Source organism: Mycobacterium sp. E2327, from assembly GCF_001672675.1.
In the GTDB taxonomy this organism is placed as follows: Bacteria; Actinomycetota; Actinomycetes; order Mycobacteriales; family Mycobacteriaceae; genus Mycobacterium.
Window position 1 is genome coordinate 35,238 of record NZ_LZKE01000167.1, and the last position, 20,356, is coordinate 55,593.

The following is a 20,356-nucleotide window of genomic DNA, read 5'->3' on the forward strand; positions in this document are numbered from 1 at the left end:
CATCTTGCTCTTGCAAGCCTGCGGCGCGGTGAAATTGCGGCAGTTTTAGAACCCGGTGTTGCCTAGCCATAAGACAGCAGATCAGGCGGCGGTGGACTGCATCCGGCGTTTTTGCTTAAGCATGGCTTTTGCGACGAGCATCGACAATGCGGGCGAGAACCGCTCCAGGTACCAGAATGCCTTCCACCACGTCGGCAACACAATGATCGCGTCTCCCCGCAACACGGCACGAAGGGCGCGCTCAGCGAACCGTTCGGGTTTTGAAGTTTCCAGAAAGCGTTCTATTGGTCCTGGTGCCATCCCCCGATGTCTCTCCGTTAGCACCATCGGAGTCGAGACCATGCCAGGACAAAGCACCGATACCTGCACGCCGTGGCGCTCGGCCTCGATGCGCAACGACTTGGAGATCCCGACGACGGCGTGCTTAGTGGCGGCGTAGCTGGCTGGCACTGCGCCGGTGGCGAGACCGCCGATCGAGGCTGTGTTCACGATGTGGCCGGAGTGCTGCGCGATCATGATCGGATAGACCGCCTGAATGCCGTGCACCACACCGCGCAGGTTCACATCCAACACGTCGTTCCAGTCATCGAGCGTGTACGAGTCGACCTCACGGTCGACCAAAATGCCTGCGTTGTTAAACAGGTAGTCGATCCGCCCGGACTGCCCTACCGCCTCGGCGACGGCACGCTCAAACGATGGGTAGCTGCGCACATCCAGCTCAATCGCGTACGCCTTTGTGCCACCCCTGTTGAGGTGTTGCGCTAGATCCTGCGCGGGGCCGATCTGACGATCGGCGATCCAGACCTCGGCGCCCCCGTCCACCAACTTGGTCGCCAACGCGGCGCCAATGCCGGACGCCCCGCCGGTGACGAACGCAACCTTCCCCGACACGTTCGATGCCATTGACGAAGGATACGCAACCGACCAGGAACAAATCCCGGGGTAGTTCACGGCTCCTATGAGTGCCACGTGCAATGGCGACGGTTCGACACGCTAGTGGGAGATACGCGCGGCGATCGTGCGGAACTGGTCGAGCGCGGAGTCGAGCGTGACAGTGCCGTCGAAGTTGCAGACCTCGTCCAGATGGGCGGCGATTTCTTCGGGTGTCGACCGCGAGGGGTCTGGCGCAAACCACCCTTGACCCATGGTGATGAACGCTTCAGCGACGCGGCCACAACCGATCGAGAAGATGCGACCGGAAAACTCGCAGGCGCGGCTGACCAGGAATACAACGAATGGCGCGACATTCTCAACCGTCATGTAGGCGGCTACGGGGGAGATTGCGTTGAATATGTTTTCGAGTCCCGTTGGTGAGTACGGCGGACGCCCGCTGTCCAGGCTCGTGCCCATGGCCATCGGAAGCACCACGTTCGCAGTGATGCCGAACGGCGCCCCTTCGATTGCCACCACCTTTGACAGCCCGGCGAGCCCGGCCTTCGCAGCCGCATAGTTCGCCGACCACTCGAGGCCGAAGAGTCCCGCATCCGAAGACGTGAAGATAATCCGACCGCACCCAGACTTCTTCATCCGCCGGTACGCGGGCTGCGTGACGTAGAAGGAGCCGGCAAGATGGGTCCGGACGACGTCATCAAAGTCCTCGATGGTCATCTCATCAAAGGACGCATTGCGAATTTGGCCGGCGTTGTTGATGAGGATGTCAACCGAACCAAAGGCATCGATGGCCGCGGCCACGATCGCTTCGCCGCCTTGCGGACTTGCGACCGAACTCGTCTCCGCGACCGCCCGCCCCCCGGACCGTTCGATCTCTGCAACGGTCGAATCTGCTGCAGACGCGGCGATGTCATTGCACACGACCGCCGCTCCCCGCGCGGCTAGTTCAAGGGCATAGGACCTACCGATGCCATTCCCAGCACCCGTGACGACCGCGACTTGACCATCGAACCGAAGTTCTACGTCGACCATGAGGATAATCTATAGCGCAGTGAGCGCTTCTCTATCCAGGTTTACGAAAGTTTTTCCCAAGCGCAAGTACAGTTCGTTCATCGGCTACGCATACACCAAATACATTGGGGCACTGTGGATGGCCGCACAAGCGAGGCGCAACCCACCTCTGCGGCTTCTCACAGTCGGCCCGGGCGGGACCTTGGGCACCCAAGCCGCCAGTATCGATTCTTCCCATTTATCGTGGGTACACCAAGCCAATGGGGTGAAGAATTGGTTCCGCGGATGCGTCGAGCCACCCGACTACATCGAATGGAATCTCAACGGCATTGGCAAGCGGGTGAACTTCACCTGGACGAATCCGAGCGATCATCTCTACATCGTCTACACCATGCGCAGGTGACCCCGAGGACCGTGAATTGCTTCGACATGTCTCCGGACTCACCGCGATTCAATGCGCCGCGTCCTGGTGATACTGGCGGACGTAAAGGTTCAGCCGGACTGTGGTGGATAGTCTGGCGACCAAGTACCTGACAACGACGGGGAGCAGGATGGTCGCGTTGGGCGGCGGCGGTATCGCAGCCTTCGGTCTCAGGTACCAGTACCTCGTAACGGCCGAATACGTCTTGGGCTTTCTTCGAAATAACCTCGCTCTGATACCGCACGCGACGCTGGTGATCGAGCCGCTGCATAGGAAGGACGATGGCAAAGACGACGATGTAGTCGACTTCGCGGTCGAGATTGACGACGAGCCATCGCACAACGTGCAGGTGAAGTCGTCCTCTGAGCCCGATGATCACCCGCTGCAGCCGGCCGCTGCGGGAGAAGTCTTCGAACGACTTGTGATCCACCCCGCTGAAGAAAGAATTCTGCTCACGAACAAGCCCCTCTCGCCCGTCCTGGCCGACGCGGCGATAGAGCAAACGACCTATGCGAGCCGGACGGAGTACACCTGGCCGTCGGGCCCGCAGGCGCCTATTGGAGCTGCGGAACCGCGCATCATCTTCGACTCGCGAAGCACGGCTGAGTTGTTCGACTCAATCACGGAGTTGATCAAAGGTTTCCGCGTGGAGCGTGGACGCTCGCCAGGCACCGTCACCTGCCAGCTGCTGGTCTCGATCCTTGTCGACTTCATCTTCAGCGCTGCGGCGGGGACAGAACCAAGCAGAATTTCCGCCCTCGATCTTCTCGACAAGCTCGTCATGCCGGACGCAGCGATCGCGCAAGTCGCCGGCGGATTTGATTGGGGCTTACCGATTACCAACATCCCGAACTATCTGTCGACCGTTCCCAGGCTGGGCTACCTCAATGAGATTCAAAGCCATCTCGACCTTACGAAGGACGTGTCGACTCCTTCTCGCGTGGTGTTGGCGGGCCGGACAGGAAACGGGAAAACCGTTCTTGCATCGGACTATTGCCATATTGAAGCCATCTCGTACGCGTTCATGTGTTGGGTCGACTGTCGCGACGTTGGCTTCATCGAACCGCAGATCCGCAATCTGATTGAGCAGTTGAACGAGACCGTCCCGGCTGGCACAACAATCGGGCCGGTGTTCGCCGGCATCCTCGGCCGCCACCCGGGCCCTTGGTTGCTCATCTTCGATGGACTCCAAAACCGCACAGATATAGAGGAATACATCCCGTCGCGAGGTTACGGCTCGATTATCATCGCATCCAATAACAGTCTCAACTGGTGGCCAAGTGCTCCGGTTATCGAAGTGGCTGAGTTCACCGAAGATGAAGCCATCGATTGCTTTGCAGCCTATGCGGATATCGGGCCCGCAGATCTCGACCGTGCCCGCGATTCGATCCGCGAGATTGTTGTCCGTTTGGGTCTGGTGCCCTTGGCTGTGAGCATGTCTGCGATCTACTTCAAGAACACTGAGGGTCAACTCGACGAGTTGGCTTTGCAGTACTTCAGCGATTTGGAAGCGCTCGCCGACGATGCATCGATACCGCCCGGCTTCCCGTCGACGGCGTTTGCAGCTATCCAGCATGCCTCCCGCAGCTTGGCAAAAGGCACGCGAACCGGGCAGGTGTACGGTAGGTCGGCGCGGGCCGTCGTGGAGATCGGCTGTCTGCTTGCGCCAGAACTGTTGCCACTCAATTTCATTCTGCAGGCGACAGACGAATCAGTCTACGTCGATCTTGCGAACCTCCCGGTACCAACCGAGGTGGATCAAGCTCTTCGCCGGGGAGTTCTGTCTGCGTTGCGCACGCAGTCCATCGCTCAGCGAGTTGTGAACGACGGGCAAGGTAACCGCACACCCGTCAGTGAGACGGTTGCGGTCCATCCCCTCGTTCACGACATTCTCCGCCGGTCATACTTGGCCGCTGTACCCCACGGCTATCTAGAGTCCCAGTGCACCGTATTCATGTACTTCCTTGTCGGGTGGCTGGGAAAGTTGCGCGACCAAGGCGAATTCTTCGCAGTCGAACAGCTTCGCGTCCACGCCGATGATCTTCTGGCGCTCATCGCGGAGAACGAGCCGTTGTCATCGATGTCGAGGCAGAGTCTCCGTGTGTTCAGCTACGCAAAAGCACTTCTGCGGGCAGAGCTCAGCACGTGCGCAGCGAGTCGCGGCAGGCTGCAGCAGGCACTTGAACTCGGTCATGCCGCAACACAGGATCTGGCGCCGTGGCTGCATGAGCAACATGCGCGACTCATCCGAGCCAAGATTCTCAGCAACATGATCGGCGATCTATCAATCGGCGAAGCAGCCCCGGAAATGGTCTCCACACTCGTGAACCCACTCCTGGTCGCGGTTCGCGAAGCTACCGCTAGCGCGGACGAGTCGAAACGCAGGTTCGGCTACGTAATCGCCGCCGAGACCCTCAGCTACCTCAATCGCACCGATCTACACCGCAATTCGCCGCTATTAGCCGGAGCGCGGACCGAACTCGCCGGCATCGCGGACAGTGACCCCTCTGCGAATCCTGGCGGTGCGATACAGAACAATCTCGCGAATCGTCTCTACGAGGCGGGGCAGTTTGACGAACTCCTTCGTCACGTACTCCTATGGCGGGAAGCCAATGAGTCAATCGAAAACGGCGTGCTCCTCGACGCGTTGATGATCGTGTGCCAACTCCATACTGACGATATCGACAATGCGCTAGCCGCGACTGACGCTCTCGTCTCCACCAGCGTGCACGCCAACTACGTACTTCTATCCATGCACGAAGCCTTGAAGAAAGTTGGCCGAGAACTCCACCGGGTGATCCCTACGCTGCCCGCACATCGGGATCGTCTCCAATCCGCGCTGGAGCGCGTACTTGCGCGATACAACCAACTCAGCGATTTGTCGGGAGGAGCTCGTCCCGACAGCTAAGACACTCGAAGCACTGATAACACCCAGGATCGTCAGGCGCCGCTCAGGACTCGCAGTGCTGCGTGCCCTCGTCGTGAGTTTGTCCCCGTACCTATCCACGATCGATGGCCAAGATCACTGAGCATCGTCCACAGCGCGGCGATACGTTTGCGGTCGCTGCCAATCATCCGAGCGCGATCACCAACCGGATCGGTCACTGCGCAGGCCAGCACTGCCGCGTCATCGAGATGGCGACCGCGATCACGCGAGTCATCCAGGTAGGCGGCGCCTTTGAGCACCAACGCGCCCAGCACGTCAGGAATGCTGAGCGTGACGGCGCCCGCGCCGGCAGTGACCTCACAGTTGACCGTCTTGCGCAGCGCCGAAGTCCCACCCGGGACGGCAAACACCTTCCGCTGCAACACCTTCGGATGAAGCTTGAGCGGAAGGCGATCAGCCACCATGACATCGACCGTCTCGCCGTCGCCAGCACCACGGACGAAACGGTGTACCGGCCCGCTGCCGACGGGTTCACGCAGGCGATATCCGAGGCGTTCCAACTCACGCCGGACGCCTCCAAATGTCGCCGCTCCGGTCTCGATGTGCAAGATCATGTCCACATCACGCGTGGCGCGGGTCAGCGGCAACCCCGCCCGCACGGCATGCAGCTGCACCATCAATCCACCCACCAGCGTCCACTGCGTGCAGGGGACGGCCTGGGCGATCTCGACGAGCTGCGGCCACGGCGATGGCCATCCGCCCGCCGGGGCATCCACCTGCCAGAGCGGTCGATTCTCGGCCTGCGGACTCATCGGTCCCGTCGTCCCGACACGCGCCGGCCGGTGTCACCGCAACGAAACCGGTCGAGCAAATCCTCGAGGACACCGATCCCCGCAGCAGACTCGCGGGTGTCCAGCGACTCGGCCAAGTCGACCGCCACCGCGGCCGTTACGATGTGGTCGACCGCGTAGCCGGCATCCTCAGGCACCACCCGCACGATCACGTCACCCCCCACGTCATCGACAAGCCCGGCCGCGCGGACCACGCCGGCCAAATCGCGAGCACGAACATAACCCTCGACTCGCCCATCGACAGCCGTGAGATCGAACAGCTGCGACATCGCCTCATCGTGCAATGCACTGACTCCCGAGGCCAGCAGCCCGGTATCGGTGCCCCACCCACGCATCCGGAGCACCGATGCGCGGCGACGCGTCATCCAACACAACTGCGACGCGCCGCCGGCCCGCAGCCGATGCCGCAGCCGCGACAACGCCGAGGCGCCCAGCCAATCCACACGCTCACCGGAGAGCAACGCGAGCGCCGCCCACGCCGTGGCGGGCGCCCACGGGCGCCCGTTGTGGCGGACCTGGTTTGCCAGCCGATGCACCGACGCGCCATCCAACAACAACGCACCGCCAACCGTCCGCGTCACCGTCAACTCCCCCGCACGGGCAAGCCGCGCGACTTGGCGCGCCGAAACCCCCAGGATCTCCGCACCTGCCACAGCCGTCATCTCACTCACACATATATAGTCGGCCAGAGGACGCATTTACGCAATACATGCAGCTCAAACTGATTACGATGGCCATCGACCGTTCCGTCAACGACCGAGTTGGAAGGTCTCAACTCGTGTCGCAGGTGGACAACTCCCCCCTCGGACACACGACTGAGGCGAGCGAAATGAACGCTCGCGTTCATTTCCGAGCCGATGGAGTGTGTTGAGCGGCGAAGCCGCGATCACACAGCGGTTTTTACTACCCGGGTGTGTTGAGCGGCGAAGCCGCCATCACACCGCGGCTTTACGGCTCGTGTGTGTTGAGCGGCGACGCCGCGAGCACACAGCGGTCTTACGGCCCGGCGTGCCGCCTGGGCGGCGGGTAGACGGCCCGGGCGATCGTCGCCGACAGCCAGCCGATCCCCCACCCGAAGCCAACCAGCAGGAACGTGCGCCGGGTGTCCGCGCCCGCCACCGCCGAAACCCCGATCAAGATAACCGCCCACACCACCGCGCAGGCGATGCTGTAGGACGTGTAAGTGCGTCGACCCATTTCGTCATTCCTCTCGTGTCGCCGCGAATTCCCCTCGCGCACAAGGCTACTGCGTGATGAAACTCACCGCGAGAATCCGGCCCCCTGGCCTGCTTCGCGCACCTGGACGCCGCACGTAGGCTAGATAAAGGCCAAGCCTGGCGAATGCGACCAATGAACCCACCGAGCGGCTTTCTTCGGCGAACGGCGACGCGCACGTTCCGCGACCGTCGCGAGGCCGGCCGCGTGCTCGCCGAGCAGTTAGCGTCCTACCGGGACAAGGACGATCTACTGGTTTTCGGGCTCGCCCGCGGCGGCGTCCCGGTTGCGTGGGAAATCGCGGCGGCGCTGCACGCACCGCTCGACGTGTTCCTGGTCCGCAAGCTCGGGGTGCCGCGCTGGCCGGAGCTCGCAATGGGCGCGCTGGCCAGCGGCGGAGCGGTGGTGATGAACGACAACGTGGTTTCGAGCCTGCACATTACGGACGAGCAGGTCCGCGAGGTGGTCGCCAGCGAGACGGCCGAACTCCACCGGCGCGAGCAGGCGTACCGGGGCGGCCGCCCCATCGCCGACCCGCGGGGCAAGACCGTGATCCTGGTCGACGACGGCATCGCCACGGGGGCCAGCATGCTGGTCGCCGTCCGCGCCCTGCGGGCCGCGGGCCCGCGGTCGATCGTCGTCGCGGTTCCGGTCGGCCCCCCGTCGACGTGCCGCGAGATCGGGCAGGAAGCCGACGACGTGGTGTGCGCGACCATGCCCCCCGGGTTTGAAGCCGTCGGGCAGGTGTACGCCGATTTCCACCAGGTCAGTGACGATGAGGTCCGCGAGCTGCTGAATACGCCGACCCGCTGACGGCTACGTGGTGCGGTCCTCGCCGCGGCCCTCGGCGGGCACCGCGGACTCCTCGCTGGTTTCGAGCCCCTGTGACGACTCGCCGACGGTGGTGTCCTCGGCGGGTCGTTCGCCCTCCTCCGGGACTTCTTCGGGGTAATCGACCGTCGCGTCCTCGCCGTCCCCCGCTGCTACAGCGTCTTCGGCGACTTCGCCGCCGGCGTCGCGCCGCTGGCGTTCCCGCAGGGCGTCGATGATCAGGAGCACCACGCCCAGGACGCTGGCGCCGATGCACACCCAGGCGACCAACTCGTTGCTGGTGACGACCGCGAACACCAACGCGACGAGCCCGATCAGGGCGAGTACCAGCGCAATGATCAGCATCGGCCATCCTCCAGGCGACGAGCGGGATTGCCAGGTCCAGTGCAGGTTAGTGCCGCGTCGTGGCTTGGCGCGGCTGCCAGGCTAGTTATTACCCCGATTGAACTGGTCGAACCCGCCGGCATCGGCGCTGGAGTCGACGGGTGCCGCCGAGCCGCGCTGGCCGAGTTCCTCGAGCTGAGATTCGAGGTAGGTCTTGAGGCGGGTCCGGTACTCGCGCTCGAACGTGCGCAGCTGCTCGAGGCGGCCCTCCAGCACGGTGCGCTGCTGGTTGATGGTTCCCATGATTTCGGAGTGCTTGCGTTCCGCGTCGGCCTGCAGGGCGTCGGCCTTCTCCTGGGCCTGCCGCAACTGGGTCTCCGAGCGGCTCTGGGCGTCGGCCAGCATCGCGTCGGCGCGTTGCCGGGCCTCCGCGACGGTGGTCTCGGCGGTGTGCTTGGCCTCGCTGAGGATCTGGTCGGCGTTGGCGCGCGCGTCGGCAAGCATCTTGTCGGACTCGGCCTTGGCGGTGCTGGTGAGCCGATCAGCCGTGTCCTGGGCCAGGCTCAGCACCCGGGCGGCCTTGAGGGCCTGCTCCTCGTTGGTTCCCGAGGGGGCCGCGGGCGGCGGGGGCGCCACGACGGGCGCCGGCTTGACCGGCTCGGGTTCGGGCTCGTAGGTGGGGATCGCCTGGGTGGGCTGGGCGGCGCCGCCGCCACCCCCGGCGGCCAGCTCGCGGTCCAGCTCCTCGATGCGTTGACGCAGATCGGAGTTCTCCTCGATGAGCCGCGTCAGCTCGTTTTCCACCAGGTCGAGGAAGGCGTCGACCTCGTCTTCGTTGTAACCGCGCTTGCCGATCGGCGGCTTACTGAACGCCACATTGTGGACGTCGGCTGGTGTAAGCGGCATTGTTCGTCCCCTCGAGTTCCTGTCAAACGATCTGGAAAGTGTAGAACGGAGTGGTTGCCGTCGTGCAACTGCCGTCCATCCTGTCACACCAGACCCGGCGGTAGCCGATTAGCCCAATAATTAAGAACCAATTTCAAACACTAAGACCAATAAAATCCAAACCCTTAAAGTTTTTAAATCGCGGCCGCCGAACCGACGCTAAAACGTGGCCGAACCGTCTCCAGGCTCCGTCGGCGCGCTCACGGCGCGGCTCCCGCGGCGGCGCCGAACGCCAGTTGCATGCCGATGAACGCGACCAGCAGCAGCACCATGATCGACAGGTCGAAGCGGACCGCCCCGATGGTGAGCTGCGGGATCAGCCGCCGCAGCAGTTTCACCGGCGGGTCGGTGATCGACATGATGATCTCGAGAACCACCACGGTGATGCCGGTCGGATGCCAGTCACGGCTGAACGAACGGATGAACTCGACGACGACCCGGGCGATCAGCAGCAGCCAGAAGATGAACAGCGCGAACCCAAGGATCTGAAAGAACAGCACCAACTGCGACGCCCCGACCTAACCGATGAGATGACCCGAATATCAGCCGCCAGCGTACCGAGTCAACGGTGCGGGCACACACCTCACGGCCGCCGACCTGCTAGGCGGCGGCCCGGGCGCGCCTATTGGTAAGCGTAAAAGCCGGTTTCGGCGATCCGGCGACGCTCTTCGGGTGATACGTCGACGTCGGCGGGCGACAGCAGGAACACCTTGGTCGCGACCTTGTCGAACGAGCCGCGCAGCGCGAAGGCCAGGCCGGCCGCGAAGTCGACGAGCCGCTTCGCGTCGGCGTTGTCCATCGACACCAGGTCCATGATGACCGGGGTGCCGTCGCGGAAACGTTCGCCGATGGTGCGCGCCTCGCTGTAGTCCTTGGGCCGCAGCGTGGTGATCTTCGACAGCGGGCTGCCTTCTTCGAACAGCATCGCCATCCGGCGCGGGTCCATGGCCAGCGCGCCGCGGGTGGAGTTCCGCAGCCACGACCCGAGGCGCGGGCGGCCCATCTCCGGACGGTCGAATTCGCGGGGGCTGTAGCCACGCTCCTCCGGGTAGCCGCCGCGGTAGCTCGGCGGGTAGTCGGCAGGCTCGCCGCGCGGGTCGTCGAAGTCGCGCCCGTCGTAGCGCCCGTAGCCGTCGTCGAAGCGCGGGCGGGGGAATCCGCGGGAGGGCGCCCGGTCGTCGTAGTACTCGTCGTCGTAGTCCTCCATCGGAGCCATACCGAAGTAGGCCTTGACTTTGTGCAGTGTGCTCATCGCTTAACCCTTCTAGCCCCTGGGATTATTGGTGTCTGTGATGAAGGTGTGACTACAGTGACTAATTACGGTGACGGTAGCCGCCGCGGACCCAATAGCGCGGTACCGACACGCACACATGTCGAACCATGTTTGACGGCGATTTCGAAGTCGCTGGACATGCCGGCGGACAAACCCACCGCATCCGGGTGCGATTCGAGCACCCGGCGGTGCTCCGATCGCAGCAGGTCGAAGGCCCGCTCGGGGTCCCAGTCGAGCGGCGGGATGCCCATCAGGCCGAGCAGCTTCAGGCTTTTGGAGTCCGCGACCTGCGCGCAGACCTGATCGAGGGCGCCGGGCCCGGTGATGTCGACGCCGCCGCGGGACACGTCGCCGTCGAGGCTGACTTCGACGTAGACGCGCAGCGGCTCGGACCGGCGTCCCTCCGACAGCGCCGTCGACACCGCCCGATCGAGCGCGGTCACCAGCCGGGTGCTGTCGACCGAGTGGGCGGTGTGCGCCCAGTTGGCCAGCGACCGCGCCTTATTGCGCTGAATGCGGCCGACCATGTGCCAGTGCATATTCGGCAAGTCCGCAAGCGCCGAACTACCGGCCAACCGCGCGACTTCGGCGACCTTCGCCGCGGCTTCCTGGTCGCGGGATTCGCCAACGCACCGACAACCCAATCGAGACAAAATCGCGACATCGGTTGCTGGAAAGAATTTGGTAATGGGGAGAAGTTCAATTTCGCTGACATTGCGGCCCGCCGCTTCCGCGGCCGTCGCAAGTCGCGAACGCACCGCGGCCAATGCGTGGGTCAATTCCGTTTCGCGGTCTTGCCCGGCCGGCATGTCCCCCGCCATGGAGGTCACTCCATCCAGACCAGCGACGCCAGCCGACCGGTCGGCGCGTCCCGGCGATGACTGAACAGGGTGGGGTCGGCCACCGTGCAGCGGGGGTCGACGTCGATCGCCGTGACACCCAAATCCCTTAGCTGGCAAGCGATTCCGGCCCGAAGATCCAGTCCGGGCGTGCCCGCCGAGGTAGTGGTCCGGCTGCCCGGCAGCGCCGCCTCGACCTCGTCGGCCATCGCGGCGGGCACCTCGTAGTTGCGGCCGCTGACCGCCGGCCCGAGCAGCGCCGAGATGTCGCCGGCCTGCGCGCCGAGCCCGAGCATCGCCTCCACCACGCGCGCGACCACCCCGCGCTGCGCGCCGACGCGGCCGGCGTGCACGGCGGCGACCACGCCGGCGCGCGCATCGGCCATCAGCACCGGGACGCAGTCGGCGGTCACCACCGCCAGCGCCAATCGCGGGGTGCTCGTCACCAGCGCATCGGTGCCGTCGACCGCGGAGCTCCGCGGCGCGTCGACCACCTCGACCCGGTCGCCATGGATTTGGTTCATCCACACGAGCCGGTCGGTGCCCAGCCCGAGGGCGGCGGCCAGCCGGGATCGGTTGGCGGCCACCGCGGCCGGGTCGTCACCGACGTGGTCACCCAGGTTGAAGGTGTCGAACGGCGGCGCCGAGACACCGCCCGCGCGGGTGGTGGTCACCCGCCGGATGCGAACGCTCACGTGACCAGTATCCGGACGGCCGGGCCGTTCCCGTGTCACGCGCACGACGTCAGCGGCGCATGAACGGCGGCACGTCGACGTCGTCGTCGTCGCCGCCAATACTCAACGTCGCGCCGTTGGTGTGCACCGGCACGCTGACCGCGTCGACGGGTTCGAACAGCGTCGACGTGAGCTTGCCGGCCTTCGCCGACTCGATCCGGTGCGCGCCGGCTTTCTCCCCGGCGCCGATCACCGGCTTGCGGCCCGGCCCGCTGGCCTCGAAGCCGGCGGCGATGACGGTGACGCGCACCTCGTCGCCGAGCGAGTCGTCGATGACGGTGCCGAAGATGATGTTGGCGTCCTGGTGGGCGGCGTCCTGCACCAGCGAGGCGGCCTCGTTGATCTCGAACAGGCCCAGGTCGCTGCCGCCGGCGATCGACATCAGCACGCCCTGGGCGCCCTCCATCGACGCCTCCAGCAGCGGCGAGTTGATCGCGATCTCGGCGGCCTTGAGCGAGCGGCCTTCGCCGCGCGCGGAGCCGATGCCCATCAAGGCGGTGCCCGCGCCGGACATGATGCCCTTGACGTCGGCGAAGTCGACGTTGATCAGGCCGGGCGTGGTGATCAGGTCGGTGATGCCCTGGACGCCGTTGAGCAGCACCTCGTCGGCGCTGCGGAACGCGTCCATCAGCGATACCGCGGCGTCGCCCATCTGCAGCAGCCGGTCGTTGGGGATCACGATCAGCGTGTCGCAGCTTTCCCGCAGCGCGGCGATGCCGCTTTCGGCCTGGTTGCCGCGCCGCTTGCCCTCGAAGGAGAACGGCCGGGTGACCACGCCGACGGTCAGCGCGCCCAGCTTGCGGGCGATGCTGGCCACGACGGGCGCCCCGCCGGTGCCGGTGCCGCCGCCCTCGCCGGCGGTGACGAAGACCATGTCGGCCCCGCGCAGCAGCTCTTCGATCTCGTCCTTGGCGTCCTCGGCGGCCCGGCGCCCGACCTCCGGGTCGGCCCCGGCGCCCAGCCCGCGGGTGGAGTCGCGCCCGACGTCGAGCTTGACGTCGGCGTCGCTCATCAACAGCGCCTGGGCGTCGGTGTTGATGGCGATGAACTCCACGCCCTTGAGGCCCTGCTCGATCATCCGGTTGACGGCGTTGACGCCGCCGCCACCGATACCCACAACCTTGATGACGGCCAGGTAGTTGTGCGGGGGGGTCATCATTACTTCTTCCTCCCTGGTGGGACTCGGTGTGTCCGCTTGGCAAACCCTCAACCTCAACCATAGAGTTAGAGTTATGTCAAGTAGTTCCGCGCAAACAGAACGGTATGGGTCAGGCGGGCGCTAATCCCGCAGGCGCGCCGACGCGCGGCACGCAAATTTTTGTGACCTCGAGCGTGCGGCTGGCTGCACGTTGGGCGACGAGCGTGCGGCTGGCCGCACATTCGGGCCCGCTCAGCTACTTCACGGTCGGCAGATCGGGGCTGGACACGTCGTAGGTCCGGCCGGGCTGGGTGAGCAGCGCGGCCAGTTTCTCGGCCTTCTCCTCGGTGCGGTCGGTGGTCCCCCAGATCACCACCCGCCCGTCGTTGAGCGTCAGCGTGATCGAGGCGACCGACGGCGCCGCGATCCGGCCCACCTGGCCCGAAACCTCTGGGCGCAGCGCGATCAGCACCTGCAGCGCGGCCTTGGTCGCCGGGTCGCTCGGGCCGGGGTCGGCGACGTCGATGTAGGGCAGCGCCGGGGGCGGCGGGGCGGTCGCGAAGTCGACGCCGTCGCGGTCGAACAGGTGCGGGCCGTCCGGAAAGTCCTTCACCACCAACGGCACCCGCTCCACGATCGTGATGCGCAGGGCCGACGGGTACTGCCGCTGCACGCGCGCGCTGGCCACCCGCCGGATCGCGGCCACCCGCTCGGCGACCTGGTTGGTGTTGATCTGCAGCAGCGGCGTGCCGGGCCGCACCCGCGCCGCGTCGAGCACCTCCTCGCGCGTCACCGTGCCGGTTCCGGTGACGACGATCTCGCGCGCCGACATCGCGGGCGTGAAGTACAGCACCAGCCCCAGCCCGACACCGACGACGGCCACCACCACGCTGATCAGCAGCATCTTCAGGCCCCGCACCACGCCGCGGGCGGGTCTGGGTTGGTTGACGATGCGCCCGCTGGCCTGGCGTTTGGCCTCGCGGCGGGCCTCCTCGATGGCCCGGGCGCGCGCCTGCGCCGCACGGCGCTCGGCCCGCTCGCGGCGGGCCCGCCGACGTGGCCCCTCGAACTCGGCCTGATCCTCGGCTGCGGCCTCGCCTTGCTGCCCCGTCGCGAGCGGTTCGGTGATCACGCCGTCGGCGGTCTCGGAGCCGTGCTCGGGCGGGCTGGCCTCGTTCGGCTCGGTCATCGCGGTATCCCCGGCCGGCCCGGCGCGCTGCGGTTGGCCCGCAGCCGCAGCGCGGTCACGATCTCCGGACCCAGCAGCGTCACGTCGCCCGCACCCATCGTGACGACGACGTCGCCGGGGCCCGCGGCCTCGGCGACCTCCCCGGCGACCGCGGAGAAATCCGGCAGGTAGCGCACCGGCACGCTGACGTGCTCGGCGACGCTGGCCCCGCTGACGCCGGTGAGCGGTTGTTCGCGCGCGCCGTAGACGTCGAGCACGAACACCTCGTCGGCGGCGTCCAGCGCCCGGCCGAACTCGGCGGCGAAAGCCTTTGTGCGCGAATATAAATGGGGCTGGAACACCACGATGGAGCGGCCGTCCCCGCTCTGCTCGAGGACGGTGCGGACCGCCGCCAGCGTGGCGGCGATCTCGGTGGGGTGGTGGGCGTAGTCGTCAAACACCCGCACCGCCTCCGGGCCGGTTCCCGAGGTCCCGACCAGTTCGAAGCGGCGCCGCACGCCCTCGAATCCGGCCAGCCCGTCGAGCACCTCGTCGGCCGATGCCCCGATCTCGAGCGCCGCCAGCAGCGCGCCCAGCGCGTTGAGCGCCATGTGCCGCCCGGGCACCGACAGCCGCATCACGCGCGGGTGCTCCTCGCCCGCAAGTTGGATGTGCGCGACCGCCTCGGTGCCCTGCTGCTCCCACGACAACAGCCTGGCGGCCAGGCCGTCACCCGCGGAGCCGTAACGCAGCACCCGGATGCCGAGCTCGGCGGTGCGCGCGGCCAGCGCCGCCGCGCCCGGGTCGTCGGTGCACACGACCAGCGCTCCCCCGGGCGCCAGCCGCTCCACGAACGCGTCGAACACTTCGACGTACGCGTCGGCGCTGCCGTAGAAGTCCAGGTGATCGGTCTCGATGTTGGTGACCACCGCGACGTTGGGCGTGTATTCCAGCAGCGAGCCGTCGCTCTCGTCGGCCTCGGCGACGAAGCAGTCGCCGCTGCCGTGATGGGCGTTGGTGCCGGCCTCGCCGAGCTCGCCGCCGACCGCGAACGACGGGTCGCGCCCGCAATGCTGCAGGGCCACGATCAGCATCGACGTCGTCGTCGTCTTGCCGTGCGTGCCGGTGACCATCAGCGTGGTGCGCCCGGCCATCAGCTTGGCCAGCACGACGGGCCGCAGGATCACCGGGATGCCGCGCCGGCGCGCCTCGACGAGCTCGGGGTTGGTCTTCGGGATGGCGGCGTGGGTGGTGATGACCGCCGTCACGCCGCCCGGCAACTGATCCAGCGACGACGCGTCGTGGCCGACGCGGATCAGCGCGCCACGGGCACGCAGGGCGTGCAGCCCGCGCGACTCCTTGGCGTCGGACCCGGAGACCAGCGCGCCCCGGTCCAGCAGGATGCGGGCGATGCCCGACATGCCGGCTCCCCCGATGCCGACCATGTGCACCCTTTGCAACTCAGGGGGTAGCGAGTGCGGCAGCTGCTCGGCGGTCACCCTCGCCTCCGCGCCGCGATGTCCAGCGCCGCCTGGGCCACCCGTCGCGCCGCGTCCGGGTGTCCCACCCGCGCGGCGGCCGTCGTCATCGCCGCCAGCCGCGCCGGGTCGTTGAGCAACCCGCCGGCCTCGCGGGCCACCAGGGCGGGGGTCAGGTCGGCGTCGGCGACGATCATGCCGCCGCCGGCGTTGACCACCGGCAGCGCGTTGAGCCGCTGCTCGCCGTTGCCGATCGGCAGCGGTACGTAGATGGCCGGCAGCCCGACGGCCGACACCTCCGCGACCGTCATCGCCCCGGATCGGCAGATGGCCAGGTCGGCGGCCGCATACGCCAGGTCCATCCGGTCCAGGTAGGGCACGGCCACATAGGGCGGATCGCCCGGCCCCGGCGTGCGCAGCTCGAGGGTGTTCTTGGGGCCGTGGGCGTGCAGCACGGAGACGCCGGCGGCGGCCAGGTCGGCGGCGGCCGCCGACACCGCCCGGTTCAGCGAGACCGCGCCCTGCGAGCCGCCGAACACCAGCAGCACCCGGGCGTCGTCGGCGAAGCCGAAGTGCTTGCGCGCCTCGGCGCGCAGCGCGGCGCGGTCCAGCGCGGTGATGGTTTCCCGGACCGGCACCCCGACCACCTCGGCGCCGCGCAGTCCCGAATCCGGCACCGCGGACAGGATCCGGTCGGCCGTGCGCGCGCCGACGCGGTTGGCAATGCCGGCCCTGGCGTTGGCCTCGTGGATCACCACCGGCACCCGGCGCCGAATGCCGGGGATGCCGCGGGCCGCCAGGTAGGCCGGCACCGCCACGTAGCCGCCGAAGCCGATCACCACGTCGGCGTCGACGGCGTCGAGCACCGCGCGGGTTTCGCGCACGGCGCGCCACACCCGCGGCGGCAGCCGGGCCAGGTCGCCGCTGGGCTTGCGCGGCAGCGGGACCGGCGTAATCAGCTCCAGGTGATAGCCGCGCTCGGGAACCAGCCTGGTCTCCAGCCCACGGCGGGTGCCCAGGGCGGTGATCCGGACGCCCGGGTCGAGGGCGCGCAGGGCATCGGCGACGGCCATGGCGGGCTCCACGTGGCCGGCCGTCCCGCCGCCGGCCAGCACGACCGACACGGAATCAAGGGCCGATGATGCAGCACCGGCGGGCGAGGGGCTTGCCCCCAGCCCGCCGGCCGGCTGTTTGATCGTGCCGTTCACCCGTAACGCTGACCTTCCAATGCGCGAGTTCGCCGTGCCTTACGCTGGCCGGCGCCCTGGCTGGCGTAGCGCTGGCCAGATCCATGATGCCCTCCCCGCCCGCGGGCGCCGCCCCCAGACTGGCGCGTCGGGCGGGCGGTCTTTCGTCCCGCGGCCCCCCGCACCGGGACGTCGGCGGCGCGGGGGGCCTTGCGCGCGGGCGCCTTGGGCCCCTTGCCGGCGGCCTGCGGTCCCACCTTCTTGCGGTCGCGGAACGCCTCGATGCGGCTGGGCACGTACGGCTGGGGCAGCGGCAGCCGCAACAGCCGGGTCACCTTGTCGTCGCGACCGGCCCGCAGCGCGGCCACCGCCTCCGGTTCGTGCCGGGCCGCATTGGTCATGATCCCGATCATGAAAAGCGTTGCGGCCGTGGATGTTCCGCCGGCGGAGATGAGCGGTAGCTGCAGGCCGGTAACTGGCAGCACGCCGATCACATAGCCGATGTTGATGAACGCCTGCCCGAGGATCCACATGGTCGTGGTGGCGGTCAGCAGCCGCAGGAACGGGTCGGCCGAGCGGCGCGCGATCCGCATCCCGGTGTAGGCGAACACCCCGAAGAGGGCCAGCAACCCGAACGCGCCGATGAAGCCGAGCTCCTCGCCGATGATCGCGAAGATGAAGTCGTTGTGGGCGTTGGGCAGGTAATTCCACTTGGCGACGCCCTGGCCGAGGCCGTCGCCGAAGATGCCGCCGTGGGCCAGCGCGAACTTGGCCTGCCGGGCCTGATAGCCGGTGTCCTGCGGGTCATTTTCGGGGTTGATCCAGGACCGCACCCGGTCCGAGCGGTACCCCGCGGACATCGCCAGGACCGCGCCGGCCATGAAGACGGCCAGCAGCGAGGTGACGAAGACCCGCAGCGGCAGCCCCGCGTACCACAGCAGGGCCAGCAGGATGATGCCCAGCGACACCGTCTGCCCCAGGTCGGGCTGGGCGACGATCAGCGCCAGGGCGATGACCGCGGCCGGGACCAGCGGGATCAGCATCTCGCGCAGCGAGGCCCGCTCCATTCGCCGGGCCGCGAGCAGGTGGGCGCCCCAGATGGCGAACGCGATCTTGGCCAGCTCGGAGGGCTGCATCGAGAAGCCCGCGATCACGAACCACTTACGCGAGCCGTTGGCCAGGTTGCCGATCCCGGGTACCAGCACGAGCACCAGCAAGATGATCGTGACGAGGTAGCCGGTGAAGGCCACCCGCCGGATGAAGCGCACCGACACGCGCATCGCGACGTAGGCCGCGACCAGCCCGATGATCGTCCACAGCACCTGCTTGCCGAAGATCACCCACGCCGACCCGTCGGCGCCGTACGAGCGCACCCCCGAGGCGGACAGCACCATGATCAGACCGAGCGTGGTCAGCAGCCCGGTGACGGCGATGATCAGGTGAAACGACGTCATCGGCCGGCCCAGCCAGGCGCCGAACCGGCCGCGCAGGCCGGCCGGCAGCGCGGCGACCCGGGCCTTGACGCCTCCTGGGCCGCCCCCGGCCCTGGCGTTCGGCGGGTCGGCGGTTTCGAAGGCGTCCGTCGCATCCTCGTCGATCGAGGCGTCGGCGACCTCGTCCGGGACGGCCGCCTCGGCCCGCTCGGGGGTGGCGGCCTGTTTACTGCCTTTGCCCCGGCGCAGCCGCCGGGTCAGCGCGTTTCCCACAGCGGCTACCGGATCGCCGCGCGGACGGCGGCGGCGAACGCGTCGCCGCGGGCGGCGTAACCGGCGAACTGGTCGAACGACGCGCCGGCGGGTGCCAGCAGCACCGTGTCGCCCGGCTTGGCGAGGTCTCGTGCCGCGGCCACGGCCGCGGTCATCACGCGAGCGCCGAGGTCGCCGTCGGAAGGTCTCACTTCTGTCACAGAAGCATCAGGAACCACAGCAGTCGCATCCATATCAGCATCCTCGCCTGTCACAACGTGGACGACGGGGACATCCGGCGCGTGTCGCGATAACGCCTGTGCAACCTCCGCGCGATCTCGGCCGATGAGCACCGCGCCGACCAGCCGCGATGCGACGCTGGCGACCTCGGCGTCCACCGATGCGCCCTTCAGCAAACCGCCGGCCAGCCACACCACCCGCGGGTAGGCCAGCACGGACGCCTGCGCGGCGTGCGGGTTGGTGGCCTTGGAGTCGTCCACGTAGGTGATCCCGTCGGCGACGGCGACGACCTCGGCGCGGTGCCGGCCGAGCCGGAACGACGCGACGGCGCTCGCGATCGCCTCGGCCGGAACCCCGACGCTGCGGGCCAGGGCCGCGGCGGCCAGGGCGTCCAGCACCCCGACCGGGCCGGGCACCGGGATCGATTCGGCCGTCAGCAGCGCCAGGTCGTCGGCGAAGGCGCGGTCGACCAGCATTCCGTCGCGCACGCCGAGTTCACCGGCGGCCGGTTCGCCGAGCCGGAAACCGGCCCGGACCGGCGCGGCCGCGGTGTCGAGCAGCGCGGCGGCCCGGGCGTCGTCGAGCCCGACGACCGCCACCCGGCCGTTTAGCACCCGGGCCTTGGCCGCGGTGTATTCGGCCATGGTGGCGTGCCAGTCCAGGTGGTCCTCGGCGATGTTGAGCACGACGCCGGCCTCGGGCCGCAGCGAGGGCGCCCAGTGCAGCTGGAAGCTGGACGCCTCGACGGCCAGCAGGTCGGTGGGCCGGTCCAGCACGTCGAGGACCGGGTCGCCGATGTTGCCGCACAGCACGCTGCTCTTCCCGCCGGCGACCAGCATCGCGTGCAGCATCGACGTCGTCGTGGTCTTGCCGTTGGTCCCGGTGACCACCAGCCAGCGGCGCGGCGGGCCGTAGTGGCCGGCGGCGTCGAGCCGCCAGGCCAGCTCGACGTCGCCCCAGATGGGCACGCCCGCCGTCGCGGCGGCGGCCAGCAGCGGCGTGGATGGCGAGAAGCCGGGACTGGTCACCACCAGGGCGTAGTCGGAGACCCTTTCGGCGGCCGTCGACGTCGTCGCGGTCGCGACCCCGCCGTCGGCGAACCGGCGCAGCGTTTCGGGGTCGTCGTCGCAGAGGGTGGGGACGGCACCGAACCGGGTCAGGGCCGCGAGCACGGCCCTGCCGGTGACGCCGCCGCCGGCCACCAGCACGGGCGCGCCCGGCGCGAGCGGGTCAAGCAC

Annotated in this window: 17 protein-coding genes and 3 pseudogenes; 4 read left to right on the plus strand and 16 right to left on the minus strand. The window is 67.6% G+C overall.

What is annotated here, in order from left to right; translation table 11 throughout:
- Positions 1–81: 81 nt before the first annotated feature.
- Complete coding sequence (locus A5712_RS19810) at positions 82–903, minus strand: SDR family oxidoreductase (RefSeq protein WP_068108473.1); 822 nt, start codon at positions 901–903, stop codon at positions 82–84.
- Positions 904–993: 90 nt separating this feature from the next.
- Entirely contained in the window at positions 994–1,923 is a 930-nt protein-coding gene (locus A5712_RS19815) for an SDR family NAD(P)-dependent oxidoreductase (RefSeq protein WP_068108477.1), read from the minus strand.
- Positions 1,924–2,167: 244 nt separating this feature from the next.
- On the opposite strand from A5712_RS19815, the gene A5712_RS30940 reads away from it, so the two are divergent.
- The 3 genes and pseudogenes from A5712_RS30940 to A5712_RS32725 form a co-directional block, all read left to right on the plus strand.
- Complete coding sequence (locus tag A5712_RS30940; protein ID WP_156766658.1) at positions 2,168–2,305, plus strand: hypothetical protein; 138 nt, start codon at positions 2,168–2,170, stop codon at positions 2,303–2,305.
- Positions 2,306–2,405: 100 nt separating this feature from the next.
- A complete protein-coding gene (locus A5712_RS19820) occupies positions 2,406–5,231 on the plus strand; it encodes a hypothetical protein (RefSeq protein ID WP_231982177.1) in 2,826 nt (941 codons plus the stop codon).
- 410 nt (positions 5,232–5,641) lie between these two features.
- A pseudogene (locus A5712_RS32725) lies at positions 5,642–5,728 on the plus strand (prevent-host-death family protein); the annotation flags it as partial.
- A gap of 290 nt (positions 5,729–6,018) precedes the next feature.
- Here the strand turns inward: A5712_RS32725 and A5712_RS19830 are convergent.
- Positions 6,019–6,723, minus strand: coding sequence for a hypothetical protein (locus A5712_RS19830; RefSeq protein WP_082973542.1), 705 nt, complete (start codon positions 6,721–6,723; stop codon positions 6,019–6,021).
- 334 nt (positions 6,724–7,057) lie between these two features.
- A complete protein-coding gene (locus A5712_RS19835) occupies positions 7,058–7,258 on the minus strand; it encodes a hypothetical protein (RefSeq protein ID WP_068108482.1) in 201 nt (66 codons plus the stop codon).
- Between the two features lie 129 nt (positions 7,259–7,387).
- On the opposite strand from A5712_RS19835, the pseudogene A5712_RS19840 reads away from it, so the two are divergent.
- Positions 7,388–8,089, plus strand: a pseudogene (locus tag A5712_RS19840) (phosphoribosyltransferase); the annotation flags it as partial.
- A gap of 3 nt (positions 8,090–8,092) precedes the next feature.
- Here the strand turns inward: A5712_RS19840 and A5712_RS19845 are convergent.
- The 12 genes and pseudogenes from A5712_RS19845 to murD all read right to left on the minus strand — a co-directional run bounded on the left by A5712_RS19845 (position 8,093) and on the right by murD (position 20,356).
- Positions 8,093–8,452, minus strand: a complete 360-nt coding sequence (locus A5712_RS19845; RefSeq protein WP_068108487.1) for a hypothetical protein — start codon at positions 8,450–8,452, stop codon at positions 8,093–8,095.
- Between the two features lie 81 nt (positions 8,453–8,533).
- Positions 8,534–9,337, minus strand: a complete 804-nt coding sequence (locus tag A5712_RS19850; protein ID WP_068108490.1) for a DivIVA domain-containing protein — start codon at positions 9,335–9,337, stop codon at positions 8,534–8,536.
- 239 nt (positions 9,338–9,576) lie between these two features.
- On the minus strand, positions 9,577–9,879 hold the full coding sequence (locus A5712_RS19855; RefSeq protein ID WP_067149893.1) for a YggT family protein: 303 nt from the start codon (positions 9,877–9,879) through the stop codon (positions 9,577–9,579).
- Between the two features lie 119 nt (positions 9,880–9,998).
- Positions 9,999–10,628 carry a cell division protein SepF gene (locus tag A5712_RS19860; protein ID WP_068108493.1) on the minus strand — a complete coding sequence of 210 codons (630 nt, stop codon included), beginning with the start codon at positions 10,626–10,628 and terminating at the stop codon, positions 9,999–10,001.
- 65 nt (positions 10,629–10,693) lie between these two features.
- Positions 10,694–11,470, minus strand: coding sequence for a YggS family pyridoxal phosphate-dependent enzyme (locus tag A5712_RS19865; protein ID WP_068108704.1), 777 nt, complete (start codon positions 11,468–11,470; stop codon positions 10,694–10,696).
- Between the two features lie 5 nt (positions 11,471–11,475).
- Complete coding sequence (gene pgeF / locus A5712_RS19870) at positions 11,476–12,183, minus strand: peptidoglycan editing factor PgeF (protein ID WP_082973538.1); 708 nt, start codon at positions 12,181–12,183, stop codon at positions 11,476–11,478.
- A gap of 49 nt (positions 12,184–12,232) precedes the next feature.
- The gene (ftsZ, locus tag A5712_RS19875; RefSeq protein ID WP_068108701.1) at positions 12,233–13,378 is read right to left on the minus strand and encodes a cell division protein FtsZ; all 1,146 of its coding nucleotides are present in this window, start codon (positions 13,376–13,378) and stop codon (positions 12,233–12,235) included.
- A gap of 238 nt (positions 13,379–13,616) precedes the next feature.
- The gene (locus A5712_RS19880) at positions 13,617–14,549 is read right to left on the minus strand and encodes a cell division protein FtsQ/DivIB (RefSeq protein WP_068108500.1); all 933 of its coding nucleotides are present in this window, start codon (positions 14,547–14,549) and stop codon (positions 13,617–13,619) included.
- On the minus strand, positions 14,546–15,973 hold the full coding sequence (murC, locus tag A5712_RS19885; RefSeq protein WP_231982179.1) for a UDP-N-acetylmuramate--L-alanine ligase: 1,428 nt from the start codon (positions 15,971–15,973) through the stop codon (positions 14,546–14,548). Before murC ends, A5712_RS19880 begins: the two co-directional genes overlap by 4 nt.
- A 50-nt stretch (positions 15,974–16,023) precedes the next feature.
- Positions 16,024–17,214 (minus strand): undecaprenyldiphospho-muramoylpentapeptide beta-N-acetylglucosaminyltransferase, encoded by a 1,191-nt coding sequence (murG, locus tag A5712_RS19890; protein WP_068108506.1) that lies wholly within the window; start codon positions 17,212–17,214, stop codon positions 16,024–16,026.
- Positions 17,211–18,798: pseudogene (ftsW, locus tag A5712_RS19895) on the minus strand (putative lipid II flippase FtsW); the annotation flags it as partial. The gene murG and the pseudogene ftsW, both read right to left, overlap by 4 nt.
- 106 nt (positions 18,799–18,904) lie before the next feature.
- On the minus strand, positions 18,905–20,356 hold the full coding sequence (murD, locus tag A5712_RS19900; protein ID WP_068108512.1) for a UDP-N-acetylmuramoyl-L-alanine--D-glutamate ligase: 1,452 nt from the start codon (positions 20,354–20,356) through the stop codon (positions 18,905–18,907).

Coding starts and splice junctions, on each gene's coding strand:
- A5712_RS19815 (WP_068108477.1), bottom strand. CDS start 1,923: ATGGTCGACGTAGAACTTCGGTTCGATGGTCAAGTCGCGGTCGTCACG.
- A5712_RS19850 (WP_068108490.1), bottom strand. CDS start 9,337: ATGCCGCTTACACCAGCCGACGTCCACAATGTGGCGTTCAGTAAGCCG.
- murC (WP_231982179.1), bottom strand. CDS start 15,973: ATGGTCGGCATCGGGGGAGCCGGCATGTCGGGCATCGCCCGCATCCTG.
- A5712_RS19860 (WP_068108493.1), bottom strand. CDS start 10,628: ATGAGCACACTGCACAAAGTCAAGGCCTACTTCGGTATGGCTCCGATG.
- A5712_RS19830 (WP_082973542.1), bottom strand. CDS start 6,723: ATGACGGCTGTGGCAGGTGCGGAGATCCTGGGGGTTTCGGCGCGCCAA.
- A5712_RS19810 (WP_068108473.1), bottom strand. CDS start 903: ATGGCATCGAACGTGTCGGGGAAGGTTGCGTTCGTCACCGGCGGGGCG.
- A5712_RS19880 (WP_068108500.1), bottom strand. CDS start 14,549: ATGACCGAGCCGAACGAGGCCAGCCCGCCCGAGCACGGCTCCGAGACC.
- A5712_RS19845 (WP_068108487.1), bottom strand. CDS start 8,452: ATGCTGATCATTGCGCTGGTACTCGCCCTGATCGGGCTCGTCGCGTTG.
- A5712_RS19835 (WP_068108482.1), bottom strand. CDS start 7,258: ATGGGTCGACGCACTTACACGTCCTACAGCATCGCCTGCGCGGTGGTG.
- ftsZ (WP_068108701.1), bottom strand. CDS start 13,378: ATGACCCCCCCGCACAACTACCTGGCCGTCATCAAGGTTGTGGGTATC.
- A5712_RS19865 (WP_068108704.1), bottom strand. CDS start 11,470: ATGGCGGGGGACATGCCGGCCGGGCAAGACCGCGAAACGGAATTGACC.